Annotated in this window: 14 protein-coding genes and 1 riboswitch; of the genes, 10 read left to right on the forward strand and 4 right to left on the reverse strand. The window is 39.3% G+C overall.

Annotated elements, in window-relative coordinates; all coding sequences use genetic code 11:
- The first annotated feature begins 190 nt into the window (after nt 1-190).
- The 4 genes from NST93_RS10760 (at nt 191) to NST93_RS10775 (ending at nt 5,389) form a co-directional block, all read left to right on the forward strand.
- Nucleotides 191-2,692 (forward strand): NEW3 domain-containing protein, encoded by a 2,502-nt coding sequence (locus NST93_RS10760; protein WP_405096862.1) that lies wholly within the window; start codon nt 191-193, stop codon nt 2,690-2,692.
- A gap of 296 nt (nt 2,693-2,988) precedes the next feature.
- Nucleotides 2,989-3,939, forward strand: coding sequence for an agmatinase family protein (locus NST93_RS10765; RefSeq protein WP_405096864.1), 951 nt, complete (start codon nt 2,989-2,991; stop codon nt 3,937-3,939).
- Between the two features lie 12 nt (nt 3,940-3,951).
- Entirely contained in the window at nt 3,952-4,020 is a 69-nt protein-coding gene (locus NST93_RS10770; RefSeq protein ID WP_405103840.1) for a helix-turn-helix domain-containing protein, read from the forward strand.
- 109 nt (nt 4,021-4,129) lie between these two features.
- A complete protein-coding gene (locus NST93_RS10775; RefSeq protein WP_405096866.1) occupies nt 4,130-5,389 on the forward strand; it encodes an Nramp family divalent metal transporter in 1,260 nt (419 codons plus the stop codon).
- A gap of 933 nt (nt 5,390-6,322) precedes the next feature.
- Here the strand turns inward: NST93_RS10775 and tenA are convergent.
- Nucleotides 6,323-7,018: a thiaminase II gene (gene tenA, locus NST93_RS10780; protein WP_405096868.1), complete on the reverse strand. Its 696-nt coding sequence runs from the start codon at nt 7,016-7,018 to the stop codon at nt 6,323-6,325.
- 154 nt (nt 7,019-7,172) lie between these two features.
- A riboswitch (TPP riboswitch) is annotated at nt 7,173-7,271 on the reverse strand.
- Nucleotides 7,272-7,425: 154 nt separating this feature from the next.
- On the opposite strand from tenA, the gene NST93_RS10785 reads away from it, so the two are divergent.
- The 3 genes from NST93_RS10785 to NST93_RS10795 all read left to right on the forward strand — a co-directional run bounded on the left by NST93_RS10785 (nt 7,426) and on the right by NST93_RS10795 (nt 8,387).
- Nucleotides 7,426-7,620, forward strand: coding sequence for a helix-turn-helix transcriptional regulator (locus NST93_RS10785; protein ID WP_405096870.1), 195 nt, complete (start codon nt 7,426-7,428; stop codon nt 7,618-7,620).
- A complete protein-coding gene (locus NST93_RS10790; RefSeq protein ID WP_405096872.1) occupies nt 7,620-8,063 on the forward strand; it encodes a DUF3278 domain-containing protein in 444 nt (147 codons plus the stop codon). The genes NST93_RS10785 and NST93_RS10790 overlap by 1 nt, the downstream gene beginning before the upstream one ends.
- A gap of 81 nt (nt 8,064-8,144) precedes the next feature.
- Nucleotides 8,145-8,387, forward strand: a complete 243-nt coding sequence (locus tag NST93_RS10795) for a DNA alkylation repair protein (RefSeq protein ID WP_405096874.1) — start codon at nt 8,145-8,147, stop codon at nt 8,385-8,387.
- 240 nt (nt 8,388-8,627) lie between these two features.
- On the opposite strand, the gene NST93_RS10800 is transcribed toward NST93_RS10795, so the two are convergent.
- Entirely contained in the window at nt 8,628-9,254 is a 627-nt protein-coding gene (locus NST93_RS10800; RefSeq protein ID WP_405096876.1) for a metal-dependent hydrolase, read from the reverse strand.
- A 663-nt stretch (nt 9,255-9,917) separates the two neighbouring features.
- Between NST93_RS10800 and dacB the strand changes: the two genes are divergently transcribed.
- On the forward strand, nt 9,918-11,447 hold the full coding sequence (gene dacB / locus NST93_RS10805) for a D-alanyl-D-alanine carboxypeptidase/D-alanyl-D-alanine-endopeptidase (RefSeq protein ID WP_405096878.1): 1,530 nt from the start codon (nt 9,918-9,920) through the stop codon (nt 11,445-11,447).
- Nucleotides 11,448-11,613: 166 nt separating this feature from the next.
- Complete coding sequence (locus NST93_RS10810) at nt 11,614-11,997, forward strand: OsmC family protein (protein ID WP_405096880.1); 384 nt, start codon at nt 11,614-11,616, stop codon at nt 11,995-11,997.
- Between the two features lie 124 nt (nt 11,998-12,121).
- Here NST93_RS10810 and ptsG read toward each other — a convergent pair whose 3' ends face one another.
- Both ptsG and glcT read right to left on the reverse strand, forming a co-directional pair.
- Nucleotides 12,122-14,152 carry a glucose-specific PTS transporter subunit IIBC gene (ptsG, locus tag NST93_RS10815; RefSeq protein ID WP_405096882.1) on the reverse strand — a complete coding sequence of 677 codons (2,031 nt, stop codon included), beginning with the start codon at nt 14,150-14,152 and terminating at the stop codon, nt 12,122-12,124.
- A 163-nt stretch (nt 14,153-14,315) separates the two neighbouring features.
- Nucleotides 14,316-15,155, reverse strand: coding sequence for a glucose PTS transporter transcription antiterminator GlcT (glcT, locus tag NST93_RS10820; protein ID WP_405096884.1), 840 nt, complete (start codon nt 15,153-15,155; stop codon nt 14,316-14,318).
- 584 nt (nt 15,156-15,739) lie between these two features.
- Here glcT and NST93_RS10825 point away from each other — a divergent pair.
- The gene (locus NST93_RS10825) at nt 15,740-15,865 is read left to right on the forward strand and encodes a hypothetical protein (protein WP_405096886.1); all 126 of its coding nucleotides are present in this window, start codon (nt 15,740-15,742) and stop codon (nt 15,863-15,865) included.
- The last annotated feature ends 290 nt before the right edge of the window (nt 15,866-16,155 follow it).

Consider the following 16,155-nt stretch of genomic DNA (forward strand, 5'->3'; position numbering starts at 1 on the left):
AATCAGATAAAGATATCCTTATTCTAGTATGAATGAATTAGATGAATATAGAACTTTTAGAATATTTACACCTCTGTATGCTTGTGTTAGCGTTTAGCTAAGTTAGTTTTGCTAACTAACTTAGCTTACTTCTTTGAAAGGAGGCTTTGTGCAGGTTCCGCAAAAAACCAATATGAAAGGGGTTTCATAATTGAGGAAAATAGTTGCTTTATTGCTGTCTGTCCTGCTCATTTTACCAATCGTATCTTTGTCTGGATTCGCACAGAAAAAAACGGAACATGATGTGGATTTATGGAATGCAGTTAAACCGTTGAGCACTACGGTAAGCTTCTTAAATACAGGGGCACATCCTGATGATGAACGAAGTGATTTTCTTGCTTACTTATCAAGAGGACTTGGTGTAAAAACCTCCAGTCTGATTGCTAACCGGGGTGAAGGTGGTCAAAATGAAATTGGCACTGAACTTGGTAATGCACTTGGCATTATCCGCTCGAATGAAATGATAGAGGCTGCGAAAGTCACAGGTGTGAAAGCTTATCATTTAAGCGAGACAACATCTGATTCTATTTATGACTTTGGCTTCTCTAAATCTCCTGAGGAAACATTGGATAAGTGGGGAGAAGAACTGACTTATGAACGGCTAATTCGCTTTATCCGGACTTATCAGCCAGATATTGTCATGCCATCGTTTAGAGATGTTGATAGCCAGCATGGACACCATAGAACAATGACCATCTTGAGTGAAAGAGCTTTTACTGATGCTGCAAATCCTGATGTATTCCCGGAACAGCTTGAAGAAGGATTAGACGCTTGGCAGGTGAAAAAGCTGTACTTGCCTGCTGCATCAAAAGAGTCTGCCACACTTTCAATTGAAATTGGTAACTATGATCCAGTATATGAAAAAACGTATCCACAGCTTGGTGAAGAATCGAGATACCTGCATAAGAGCCAAGGAATGGGCAATGATATTCCAGCTGAACCAAGACAAACCCATTTAGAGTTAGTTCACAGTGTAATGCCTGCTCAGGAGACAAGTTTATTTGAAGGTATTCCTTATGATCTGGAGGAATGGGCTAAGGTTGTTTCACAGCCGGGACTAAGCAATCAGCTAAGAAAGCTGCAAGGAAGTCTCGATGATATCGTTCACCTATACCCTGACCGTACAGATATTTTCCCGAAATCTCAAAAGGCTTTAAAAGAGACACAGAATTTAATTAAGAAAGTAAATAAGGCGAAACTGGCACAAGACATAAAGAATGATTTGCTTCATAAACTAGAATTGAAAATGGAACAGCTAACCGAGGTCAGTTTCGTTTCGTCAAACCTGCATGTTGAGACGTCTATCGATTCGTCTGTATTAACACAAGGTGAGGAAGCAGAAGTAACGATGACAATGACGAATGAAGGAGATCAGAAAATCAAGCATGTCCAAGCTGCTCTATCGCTTCCAGAAGGCTGGAAGAATCATAAATCTATTCAACTTAAACATTTGAAACCAGGTGAAACAAAAACAGCAGTATTTCATGTGGAAGTACCAAATGATGAAAGATATTACCATCCTTATGATGAACCAGTCATCCAGCCAATCGTTTCATATAAAGAAAAAGGAACGGAAACTTCTATTCAGCTGGAAATGGATAATACAGTAGCAGTACTTCCAGAGATGGGAGTCAGCATTGACCCTGAAAATATAATGGTAAACACAGCAGACATACAAGAAAATATACCACTTAAAGTCAAAGTCAAAAACTATGACGAAAACAATCAAGATGCCAGTGTATCCTTGGATTTGCCAGAAGGATGGACAAGTGAGCCAAGCTCCATGGAAGTCTCATTCACAGAGCGCTTTGAGGAAAAGGAAGTAACCTTTACAATCAATGCACCTGCAGATATTGAGGATGGCAGCTTTGAGATTGAGGCATATGCACAATCAAATGGAAAGACGTTTAACACAACAGTACAGGAAATTCAATATGATCATATAAATGATGCATATAATCTCTCTTCTTCTGCAGCGAGCGGAGTCGCTTTTGAACTGCTCATTCCTGAAAATCTTAACGTCGGCTATATTGAAAGCGGTTTTGATAATGTAGCGAATGACTTAATCAATGCAGGCTTTCATATCACAAAACTTACAGAAGAAGACCTCGCCTCTGGCGATTTATCCCAGTTCGACACAATTGTAACTGGCATTAGAGCCAACTTGTCCCGGACAGACTTAGTCGAAAACAATGCCAGACTGCATCAATATGTAGAAGAAGGCGGTCACCTTGTTGTGCAATATCATAAACCAGGTGATAACTGGGATGCAGAAACTTCAGCACCTTATCACTTGGAAATTGGCTCACCTTCGATTGAATGGCGAGTTACCGATGAAAATGCAGCAGTTACAATGACACAGCCTGAACATAAATTATTCAACTATCCGAATGAAATTACAGACAGCGATTGGGACAACTGGGTGCAAGAACGCGGCCTATACTTCCCAATGAACTGGGATGACCGTTTTGAAACATTTGTAGAAATGGCAGATCCTGACGAAGAAGCCTTTGACGGTGGAATTCTCTTAGCAGACTATGGTGAAGGAACATATCTGTATTCCAGCTTAGTCTTCTATCGCCAAATAGATGGTCTGGTACCAGGAGGCTACCGGATTTTCACGAATTTAATCAGCTATGGTGTAAATGAATAAGCATCCTGATAAATTCACTCCCTGTTTTTAGACAGGGAGTGAATTTAATATATTACTTGAGTAAACCTGGAATAACGCCATGACAGTTATTCTTTTACATTGTGTAATACTGCGACATATTTATACAGGTTTTCTAACGTGATAAAAAGGAAATAGATAAAAAGTATTTTAGACAAGGAGGTCTGGTAAACGAGTTAAAATTGCCTTTAATTTTTAAATAGTTGACTCATTTTAAAGGCTTACGTATTATTCTTTCAAACGCTCACATATATTCTTAAGAAAGGAATGAGGCTGTGATGAATAATCATATTTACGGGAATACACCGTGCTTTCTTGGGGCAAAGAATATTACTGCTGATCCGTCATTTCATGAGGTGGATGCGATTGTATATGGGGTTCCATGGGAAGGCGCTGTGACCTGGGGAGATTACACTGGCTGTGAACTTGGCCCAAAGGTGATGCGGTTAACATCCGGGAGGTACAGCGGCTATCTGCCAGAACTGGACCATATCAATGTCTTTGAACATATGAAACTTGGTGATATTGGTGATGTGGATGTTGTCCCGTCCGATGTAGATGAAACAATGAAGAGAATTACAAACTTCACTAGTAAACTATGGAAAAGCGGAAAGTTTTTAATCGGGCTTGGCGGCGACCATGGAATCACATTCCCGATTGTAAGGGCGTTATCGGAAGAAGGCAAAAAAGTCGGGATTATCCATTTTGATGCGCATTATGACAATCTGCCTTCCCATAATGGAGATCAGTATGCACGCTGCAGTCCTTTTGCGCGCTTATATGAGCAGGAAAATGTGCGCAATGAAAGTATTATTCATACAGGTATTCATGGACCAAGAAATTTACCTGAAGCCGGACGCAATGCTCAAGATGCAGGCGCTGTAACAGTAACAATCAATGATATTCGCAATCATAACGATTTAAAGCAGCTTGCTCGTGAGCTTTATGCGATGGCTGGCAAAGACGTTGACTGCGTGTATTTGACGATTTGCAGCGATGTTTTGGATTTCGCATTTAATCCAGGTGGGCCTGTTGATGGAAATGGTCTCACCTCATATGAACTGCTGACACTTGTTCATGAAATCTCTAAACAAGGCATTATCGGTATGGACTTTGTCGAAGTCTACCCACAGCAGGACACAAACCAAAATTCTGCTCACTTTGTTTCTACAGTTATTTTATATGCGCTTGCAGGTGTAATCGCAAGTCAAAAAGGGAATTTAAAATAGATAACCAGATATATTCAGGGGGCAACAGACTATATCGCGAATGTCCTCGGTGTATCGAAACAAACGATTTATAATTATTGAAAGCAAATACAGCCTGTAAGAAGTGACAGGCTGTTTACACATATAGGTATCTCTATATTCGTTCTTTATGCGATGAGCAGTAATCCAATAATATGGAGGGTGAAAAAGAATGACTATACCTGAAAGCATCAACAAACCTGAACCTGAAAAAAGAACCTTCAAAGACATGATGAAAGTGATTGGACCTGGAGCGATAATTACTGCTTCTTTTATTGGCCCTGGCACAGTAACAACTGCAACCCGGGCTGGTGCCTCCTTTGGTTTTGCAATATTGTGGGCCATTATTTTTTCCATCATTGCTACAATCGTTTTGCAAGAGATGACAGCCCGGCTTGGCATCATTACCCAGAAAGGGCTCGGCGATGCAGTTCGTGAGCAGTTTTCAAATCCTATATTCAAGTTTGCTACCATGTGGCTTGTCATGATTGCGATCAGTGTTGGTTGTGCAGCCTACATCGCTGGCGATCTGCTTGGTACTTCACTTGGAATTGCCACATTGACTGGCATTCCTACAAACATACTTGGACCTATTGTAGGAATCATTATATTGTCTCTTGGTCTCTCTGGCAGCTATAAACTCATTGAACGTGTCATGATTGTTCTCATTGCTGTCATGAGTCTTACATTTATTACGACAATGTTTGTGGCTAAGCCAAACATTGGGGAATTATTCACAGGTGCGTTCATCCCAACGATTCCCTCCGGTTCCATCATCATGGTTATTGCACTGATTGGAACAACGGTTGTGCCTTATAATCTTTTTCTGCATTCATCAACCGTGCAAGAACGCTGGACCAAACCCTCTGATTTAAAAGATTCGCGCTGGGACACTATCATCTCTATTTGTATTGGCGGTCTCATTACAGCTGCAATTCTAATAACAGCTGGAGCAACAATTAAAGGATTAGAAGTAACAAGCGCCGCTGATTTATCTCTTCAGCTTGAACCAATTATGGGAGAATGGGCAAAGGTTTTCTTAAGTGTTGGTTTATTTGCGGCTGGGTTTTCTTCCGCTCTTGCTTCCCCTCTTGGAGCAGCTATGACTGTAAGCAGTGTATTAAAATGGGGCAATGATATGAAAGATAAGCGATTTAAGACCGTTTTCCTTGTCATTATCGGTGTTGGAATTATCGCATCCGGTCTTAACTTTAATCCGCTTGATGTTTTACTGTTTGCTCAAGCTTTAAACGGTATTTTATTACCAGTAATCGCAATTATGCTCCTGTTTATCATGAATAATAAAAAGCGACTAGGCAAATATACAAACTCCCTCAAAGTAAATATCATCGGCAGCTTTGTAGCACTTGTTTGTACAGGGCTTGGTATTTACAGTTTAATCGATGCTGTTCGAGCCTTTTTTGGTGTCTAACAGGCAGGGTTTAAGTAATTAAGGAATCAGCACAGATTATAAATAGGAGACGGAGACATAACGAATGCCAACTATACAAAAGCCGAATATTATCAAATAGAAAGCATTTCATGTTAACTTTTAATAATTGATAAAAACTGCTGATAATTTTAATTCAGAGTAACTCCGTTTTTCTGGACAGATGGCTTTCTCATAGACAGTTTGACCGCTTTTCTAGCTGTTACTGTTTTATAGAATGATTCTATTAGCCTGTTTCTCCATTTTCCTTGTTGATACTGTCTTATAGAGTGATTCTAATAGACTGCTTCACTACTTTTCCGGCTGGTACTGTCTTATAGAAAGATTCTAATAGACTATTTCACCACTGATCCTGCTCCCAGTGGCTTATAGAGAAATTCTAATAGACAGTTTCACCACTGTTCCTGCTCCCAGTGTCTTATAGAGAAATTCTAATAGACTGTTTCACCACTGTTCCTTCTCCCAGTGGCTTATAGAGAGGTTCTAATAGACAGTTTCACCGCTTATCTAGCTGTTACTGTCTTATAGAGTGATTCTAATAGCCTATTTCTCCATTTTCCTTGTTGATACTGTCTTATAGAGTGATTCTAATAGACTGTTTCACTACTTTTCCGGCTGTTACTGTCTTATAGAAAGATTCTAATAGACTATTTCACCACTGATCCTGCTCCCAGTGGCTTATAGAGAAATTCTAATAGACAGTTTCACCACTGTTCCTGCTCCCAGTGGCTTATAGAGAGGTTCTATTCGACTGTTCTTTCACTTTTCTTCCTCCCACTGGCTTATATATATCCTGAACTAAATTAATCAGCATTCTATATAAAATCCGAACGAAGGTATCGTTCGGATTTTATATATTATATTTCTTTTGTCTCAGCCTTCCCCTGCTTCACATATTCCACAATTAACCATGAATCAGATTACCTCTGTTTTTGCACCAACTGGCCACTCTTCCCTCTTCTCAGCCATCTCCCAAAACATATACTCAAACAAACTTGTCTTATATACAATATCTTCTAATTCCTTTAATTCCCGTTCTGGTTTACCTGCCGCAATTTCATTTATTAAACGTTTGCAGTCCTCGGCAAGCTCCGTAAACGCGTCAGAAGAATACATCTCGACCCAATGACCATAGAACTCATGATCCAATGCACCTTCCCAGCTTGCAAGTTCTTTGCCAATAAAATTATAACTCCAGGCACACGCAAGTACAGAGGCAATGACATTCTCAATCCCGCCCCGCTGTGAAACATTCAGCATATAGCTTGTATAAGCAGTAGTTGTAGCTGCAGCTTCAGTTGCTTCAAGTTCCTCATTCGTAATCCCAAACTTACTGGCATATTGACGGTGCAAATCCATTTCCATATCGAGTGTTCCGTGCAGCAGCTTTGCAAATACTGTCATTGTTTTTAAATCATGTGCTTTGGCACCTCCTAAAGCAAACAGGCGGGAATACTCTATTAAATAGACATAGTCCTGCTTCATCCAATGTTTAAATTTTTCTTGTTCCAACCAGCCTTCTCCAAGACCTTTTACAAAAGGATGTTCCAAATAAGACTTCCAAATTGGTTCTACCCGTTCCCATAATTGATCAGTAAAAAGATTGCTCATTATAAATCCCCCTTAAATAGTATGTTGATTGCTGCCATATCCATAAGCTTGATTTAGAATGCCCTCACCTCTTCCCGCAAGGAGACAGATGAACACAAAAAGACCCATCACTAGCACACTAGAAATGGGTTCAGCAAGTTTAACATATGTTAAAAAAATGTTGCATCCACTTCCCTACGCTAGTATGAACTAGATCAGGTTCAAAGGGTCGATATTCATCTCTCAGCATTTACATGCTCCCCTAGTCGATCGTTAAAATATTCAATTATTCATTATCATTATAGCCATCGAAATAAGAAAAGGCAAGAGTCATAATTTAGTGACTATTTGACACTTCACCGTTTTACATGTAAGATATAAATTGCATATGCAAACTATATCTTACATTAGATAAGCAGGGTGGGAGAATGAATAATAACGTAAAAATAACGCGATTGAAAAGTTCAATGACGCAAGAACAGTTAGCAAGAGAAGTTGGTGCAACCAGGCAAACAATTGGCCTAATAGAAAAAGGGGAGTATAATCCCAGTCTTCAGCTTTGTATCGCAATCGCAAAATCACTTCATAAAACACTTGACGAATTATTTTGGGAGGTTGAATAATGATGAAATCATGGATATCGTTTTTATTGCCAGAAGACGAATACAAGGAAAAAAAGATGCTGTATTTTTTATCAGAAGGTGCGATTATTCTTCTGCTTTCTATTCTCGTCATGGCAATTTTCAATAAGTATGCTAATTTCAGTGCAGGAGCAGTCATCCTGCTATCGATTGCAATCTTCCTATTCTATGTGCTTGGGAGATATATCATTTCTGGAATGGAGTATACAGAAGTAGCAACAGATAAATCTTATAAAAAGGAGAAAAGGAATATTCGGATACAAGCATACTTTTTCTTTACTGCTTTTCTCCTGCTGAATATCATTACCTCTGGCAGACCAGAATGGGTTGAGATTATAGGGATTGTATTCACCGCGACTATCTTTTGGTTTATTAATTTTGTTTCGTTAAAACGTTCTTACAAAAAGAATCGAGAACTGTTATAACAGCATTTGCATTGCAAAGCATACAATTAAACTAATAAAACAGGCATTCTTTAGGAATAATAAATGGTGGAGGTGTTGCGAATGAGTCACCCATATCGGTGTCCAAATTGCAAAACGAATCGTTCACGATTTAATATCATCGAGCAAGCAGCAAAGCCAGTAAAACTTGACGCCAATTCGGGCGAGGTTTTGCAGGATTATACGAATGAAAGTGTAGAGGTTTATCACAAACTCTATGATGGACCACAATACAGAATTCAATGCGCTTCATGTGGTCTGGTTGAAAATGAAAATACATTCATTCAATTTGCTAAGTTATCGTAATCCAACTAACATCACCTGGAAACGAGGAACATTTGTACAAGTTCTAAATCTGCTTAGGCAGATAGCAAAAACAAAAAAGCACCTCCTCCGTCTTTAGTAGCTCTACCCTGAGCTGCCATTTATAAGACTTGAGAAAGTGCTTTTTTGTTTCTTTAAAGTTTCGTTTTTTATACCCCACTATTCTATATGAGTGTCCGGAAAACAAAGACAAGAATTAAAATTAGCTTAGTCAATCTTCCACTACACTTCCTTCGACGACAGCGGAAGAAACAGCTTAATTCCCCGTTTATTAAACGGCAGAAGCTTACTGTCCGTGACCAAGTGGCTAATATATCCAGCAAGACATGTATAATAAACGCCTTGCACGCCAAGAGAAGCCTCCAGTTTCATAGCAATGTATCCAAAGAAAATCACTCCAAGAATGGAATGTGTATAGCTTCGATGGGGAACAAACGAAGCAATAAGGTTATAAATTCCAAAAAGGATGAGCCAGGGTTCCTGTAGAGAAACACCACCAGCAATAACCCCAATACTTGTGAGAGTGAGCATATGCTTTTGTTTTAGGCGTGAAGCAACTGCCAGCATCGCAAGCCCAATCCCCATACCAAGGTATTGTCTATAATCAGATCCTTCATAAAAACTGTAAATCATCATCAAAATCCCAATGAACTGCGCGATTGACCGAATCACTTTATGGGATAATGTAATTTTCCCGCGAAGCTTTCCATCAATATCCAGATCGGGAACTAATGCAGATACGGTTCCTAATCCAACCAGAAGAAAAGTTACTGGAACATCTGCCTGAAATGTGTTGGCAGTGATGAAGCCGATTGCTCCCCCAACTGCTGCATGTGCTGTGCCGTTCATAATACTTCTCCTTTTATCAACTTGTTATGTATTCATTCTTCTATCAAAAATATACTGCTGTCCATTCTCCTTAAACAGGAGCAGCATTTCTGAATGAATTAGTAAAGGGACACCCTTCATAAGAAAAGTATCCCTTTGGTTTTAAGTAACATATAAATTTATTTTTATTTAATATCCCGATTGTTTCGGGTGGGAAATTCTATTATTAGCTGAATGATAAATTGCTTAACGGAGAAGCAATCCTGTTCATTAATTTCACTTTACCGCGGTACATGTTCTACTGGATGTTCTCTAACTTAAGCAACGCAAGCCCTACCTGCTCTTACGTCCTTGCGACCCCTTAGTCGCTCCAGTATGAATAAGCATCTTCAAAAACATTGCAGAATGCCAGAACAATCTATTTGTTACTAGACTAAATATCTTACCATGCACTTTAATTCATGTCAAGCCCATTTTTCAGAATAGCATGCAGGCTGATTCATGCCTCGCCTCATCAGCCTATTTAAATAAACAATAAACACTTCATTCATCCCTCATAAACATGGTCATGCTTGGATATAATGCAATAATGGATAAACTTTAAGGCAGACCAACTAATCCTAAATCCGCAATAGAAATCGCAACGTTTTTTTACATATACCCTTATAAAAGGATGTGATAAAAATGAAAACAAAAGTCTTTATTATTGGAGCGTTCCTTATTCTGCTTATTACTGTTGCAGCTTTCATTCCATCTTTTCTTAGTGAAGAACCATTATTACTAGAAGCAGCCGATGAGGAAAGCACCATGGCCCTTGCCGAAAACGATACGTTAACAGAGAAAATAAATGCAGTTTTAGAAAAGGAAGAGCTTGATGGAGCTGTTGCTGGGGTAACCGTGAAACATGCTGCAAACAGCAAGATATTGTATTCCTATAATGGGGAAACGCGCCTCCATCCTGCTTCCAATATGAAATTGCTTACTGCCGCGGCCGCTTTGGAAACACTTGGTGCAGATTATCAATTCCATACTGAAGTTTTAACAGATGGCAAGCAAGTCGATACGGTGCTGCAAGGTAATTTATATTTGAAAGGAAAAGGTGATCCAACATTATTAAAGTCGGATTTAGATCGATTTGCAAAAGAGCTTAAAGCACAAGGAATTCGCCTGATTAAAGGGAATATAATCGGCGATGATACATGGTATGACAATGTACGTTTGTCACAAGATTTAAACTGGTCGGATGAACCATTTTATACTGGTGCCCAAGTTTCTGCTTTAACACTGTCCCCAGATCAGGATTATGATGCAGGCACCCTGATTGTCGAAGTGATTCCTGACAAAAAAGCGGAGGGTAAAGCACAGGTTCGGATAAACCCTGAAACGGATTATGTTACAATCAGCAACCAGACAAAAATGGTGCCTGCCGGTGAAGCAAAACAGATTACGATTGAACGGGAACACGGGTCGAATCGAATTATTCTAACAGGGACAATGCCAGCAGATGGAACAATATCACGTTCTTACGTATCTGTGTGGGAACCTGCAGGATATGCCTTATCACTGTTTCATACTGCTTTAAAGGAACATGGAATCAAATTTACCGGTGATATGGAGAAGGAATTTAAAGCAACACCACAAGATGCACACGTATTAGCCACTAAGGAATCCATACCGCTCTCCGAGTTGCTGCTTCCATTTATGAAGTTAAGCAATAATGGACACGGAGAAATGTTAACAAAAGAAATGGGAAAAGTCGTGCATGGGGAAGGCAGCTGGGATAAAGGGCTCGAAGTCATTCCAGATGTAATGGAAACCTTTGATATGAATCCGGATACCATCCTGCTTCGGGACGGCTCTGGCATGTCGCATAAAACCCTTATTTCAACCAATAATCTAACACAGCTGCTATTTGCTGCCCAGGATAAAAGCTGGTTTAACCTTTTTAAACAGTCCCTGCCTGTTGCTGGTGAAGCAGATAGATATCTTGGCGGCACCCTGCGCAATCGCATGACGGAAGCACCTGTCAAAGGAAATGTAAAAGCGAAGACAGGATTAATCACAGGAGTATCTGCACTTTCCGGTTATGTAACAGCAGCAAATGGGGAAGAACTGATATTTTCTATACTCATTAATAACTATTTAGGATCAACTGAAGAGATGCACGCCATTGAAAATGAAATTGCAACAATACTTGCTGAACATGAATTTTAATCGATGCATGAAAAGGTTGTCCACTTCTGTTTGGGACAGCCTTTTCTATATGCACTTTTCTTTTCCTTGTGGATGCATTGTCAAAATAAAGATTCCTTTTCATTCATCTAATTTTCACATTCCTTTCGTATAGTTAAAAATGGATAGAGAAAGGGGAGCGATATCGTTGAAGTTTACGCTGAATGAACATGGTTTCCAAACAAATTTTGAATTTGGCGAGTTAAAAATATCGGGGCAGGCCGAATATGGTTATCGACCATTTCAGCTGATGATTTCTTCGATTGCAGGCTGCAGTGGTGGGGTGTTAAGAAATATATTACAAAAGATGCGGCTTTCATTCGAAGATATTATCATAAAAGCAAAAGTAACAAGAAATAAAGATGAAACAAATCGGATTGAACACATTCACTTTACTTATATTATTGAAGGTAAGAATATCCCTTCAGAAAAAATTGAAAAAGCGCTCAAGCTTGCTCGAAAAAACTGTTCCATGATTCAATCTGTTCAAGACAGCATCCAAATTACAGAAGACTTTCAATTAAAGCCATGAAGCTAACTTCGCTGGCCAGTGTGAGGAAAAACTTGAATCTGTTTACTATTTTACGGTGCCAGCTGATTTCTCAGATGAAAAAACCCCGTTATGCATTAAAGTGCATAACGGGGTTTTCAGTGTATTATTGAATTTCGATGATATTCTTATCGCCAATTTCTACACTGCCTTGTTTCTCTATGCTCACTATTTCGCCTTCTTTTAAGTTTGTGAAAATGACAGGCGTCATAATTGATGGAGCATGTTCACTTATATATTCTAGATCAACATTTAATAAGGGTTGACCTATTTCGACTTTATCGTCTTGTGCTACAAGTGCTTCAAAACCTTTTCCTTCCAGATTTACCGTATCAATTCCAACGTGAATTAATACTTCACGGCCTGAATCTGATTCAATGCCAATAGCATGTTTTGTCGGGAAAAGATGAACAATTTTTCCTTTTACAGGTGAAACGATGGTTCCATGAGTTGGCAGAACAGCAAATCCATCTCCCATCATTTTTCCTGAGAATACAGGATCCGGAACCTCACTAAGCGGCTTTATTTCACCAGTCATTGGCGAAACGAATAGATCTTCTTCAACCGGAACAGTTGACTTATTTACCGTATTCTTTTGTTTTTCTTCAGCTTTTCGCGGTGTTTTCCCTGCCATAATATCTTGCATTTGACCCTTAATAATTTCAGAACGCGGGCCAAAGATAGCTTGTATATTATCGCCTACTTCCAGCACACCGGAAGCGCCAAGTTTTTTCAATCGGTTTTTATCCACTTCGCCTTGATCTTTTACAGATACACGAAGTCTTGTAATACATGCGTCTAAATGAGCAATATTCTCTTGTCCGCCCATTGCCTCAAGGACTTGAGCAGGCAGGCTGTTTTGATCAATCGCATTACCTTCATTTCCTTCTTCATCATTATCTGCTTCACGTCCAGGAGTCAAAAGATTAAACTTCTGAATCATAAAACGGAAAATCACATAGTAAATGACAGCAAATACAAGTCCTGCAATGACAGCTAACCACCATGGCTCTTGACCTGGCAAGATTCCAAATAACAGGAAGTCTATTCCCCCACCAGAGAAGGTGTAACCAATATTCACGCTAAGGAATGTCATGAGTACAAATGATAATCCATCAAGTACGGCATGGATTAAGAATAGAATTGGTGACAAGAACATAAACGAGAATTCAAGTGGTTCCGTAATTCCTGTAAGGAAAGAGGTTAACGCACCTGATGCAAGTAATCCAGCAACCAGTTTCTTCCTTTCTGGACGTGCTGTATGATACATTGCTAATGCTGCAGCCGGAAGTCCAAACATCATAATCGGGAACTCACCAGCCATGAAATTACCAGCAGTTATCTCTACACCATCTCGAAGCTGTGCAAAGAAGATTGTCATGTCTCCACGGACAATTTCCCCAGCAGCCGTTGTATAACTTCCAAATTCATACCAGAATGGTGCATGGAATATATGATGCAAACCAAATGGAATCAATAAGCGTTTAATAAACCCAAACGCAAAAACTGCGATGTATGTTCCCTCTTCAATTAACCAAAGTGAAGCAGAGTTCATTGCGTCTTGAATTGGCGGCCATACAATAAGCATCAGTAAACCTGCAATAAACGCAAAGCCCGCAGTTACAATCGGAACAAAACGTTTTCCTGCGAAGAATCCTAAAAATGACGGCATTTCAATATCATGGAAGCGGTTATAAGAATAAGCAGCTATTAAACCAATGATTATCCCGCCAAAAACACCTGTCTGCAATGTTGGAATTCCCAGCACACTTGCAAATCCAGGTTCTGATGCAAGTGTCTCTGCGGAAAGTCCTAACCATGATCCCATTACCTGGTTCATCACCAAGTAACCAACTAACGCAGCAAGTGCTGCTGCTCCATCACCAGCTAGTCCAATCGCAACCCCAACTGCAAATATAAGTGCCAGGTTACTAAAGACAATATTCCCCGCATCTTCCATCACTCGAGCGACTAATTGTATCCAATCTGCGTCAAGAAATGGCATGAGTTGTAACATTGCATCTTGTTGTGCAGCGTTTCCAAAACCTAACAGCAAACCAGCCGCAGGCAGCATCGCAACAGGAAGCATTAATGCTTTACCAAGCTTTTGTAAAACACCGAAAAACTTTTTCCACATCTTACTAAACCTCCCAGAGTTCTTTTTAGAGCTAATAAAAGTCAAATAAAAACAGGCATAAGTTTAAAAGATATCAAAAGGAATATCGGATTTATTCCGCATTCCTTTCAATTAACTTCCCCACTTATGCCTGATCTAATCAGTAACACGTAAGATATAATTGCTATTTATTTTTTTGTAAGCGCTGAAGATGCATTGTTAGATAAACCGCTTCAGCTTCATACACGTTTTTCTTTAAATACTCTTGCATAATTTTTATTAGCTTCCAAGCTAAATTGTAACACACTGGATATTCATATTTCAATAGCTTTGCAATTTTTTCCGGTTCTTCCACTTTTTCACCTTGGACAACACGTTCGATTGTAAAGCGTAAATGGCGAACGAGCCGCATATAATCTAAGCCTTCTTTATCAAGAACAAGTTTTAGCTCTCTCTCAATAATTTGAATTAATTTTGTAACAAGCTGTGAATGCCTGTTCACTTCTCCTAAATCCTTATTCATTAACGCACTGTGAATATGCAGCGTAATAAATCCAACTTCATCTTTTGGCAGATAGATGCCTGTCTTCTCTCCAATTATTTCAACAGCTTCTTTTGCTAATTCTTGTTCAAACGGATAGAGTGTCACCGTTTCAGTCAGGAACGGATTACTAATTATATGTCCATTTTGAACACGATCCATTGTAAGCAGCAGGTGATCTGTTAACGCAATATGGATATGTTCATTTAATTGGCCTTGAACACGATCACTTACATGTCCAATTGCCTCGATAATCGCACTTTGCCATGCTTCATTTATTTTAGGCAGCAATTTTTTATATTGTTCTTGTTCCTTTTCATTTTTCACAACAAATAGCTTTTCTGCCTGGTCCAGTGAAAGTAATTCATCCGGTTTTCGATTAAAGCCAATACCCTTCCCAATTACAATGGCCTCACCTTCTACAGGGTGTTCAGCCATGACGACATTATTATTTAGAACTTTAATAATTGTTATCGCTGCCAATATACTTCCTCCTAAAACATATAATGCTTCTCTATATCTATGATTGGTAACCATTATTCTAATACTGTTGTGTAATAGATATTAACGTTCCAGTCATAGATAGCGGGATATTCACTTCTTGAACCTTGATTTCATATTATCACAGAATATATCAAGGAAAGTAATTACATGGATGGATTGAATTGTTGACATTCGGTTAGGAAACAATGGTTTTCTTCCAAACCTGGTGAGAAATAAAAAAACCTAAATTAATCCAAATTGCAGAAAATTGCCTGCAAGTTCGATTAATTCAGGTTTTGCCTGCCGAACAGTAACAACCCTTTTGAATCCATTATATATGATTGCGGTTTCACTTGCAATATATATACCCGTTAAGATTTTCCTGCCGCCAAACTAAAAAAACGATGCTGGGACTTAACTAATACCAATCAAATGAAAGTCGAACATTATCGAATAAAGAGCTTTTAATGTTAACTTTTTATAACAGGAAAATGATTCATAGTCGATACAAAGTGCTGATTACCTAAATTCAGAGTAATGTTCGTTTTGCTGTTTGATTATCCTGCTGAAGGTCCGCATTCCAAATGCCCCTTCGCTTTCCGCAGGCGGCTGATGAGCCCCGACGCACAGGACGTGCTGGTGCAGATGTTGCCACAGGACGTGGCGTACTTAATCTGCCCCGTGCTGATGCACTCCATGGTCTCATCTAGGCCTCTCTTCCTGCAGGAGTCTCTGGTCATTTGGAATGCTCCCCGGATAAACAAATAGTTATTTCATTGGATTTTGACAGCAGATATGCATGTTAATCTTACTAGACTATTTTAAAGTATACACACAAAGGCATTTCATCTGATAGCTTAAGACAAACTGTTACTCTTTTATAATAATAAACAGAAGACTAGATAAGCTTATCGGCACGAAGCAGCCCGAATACACGGAGACTCCTGTGGGATGAGAGGCATCGGTGAGACGGCGGTATGCGATAGCATACCGATGGCTC

Origin of the sequence: Oceanobacillus sp. FSL H7-0719, assembly GCF_045040795.1 — a bacterium.
Taxonomy (GTDB): Bacteria; Bacillota; Bacilli; order Bacillales; family Amphibacillaceae; genus Oceanobacillus.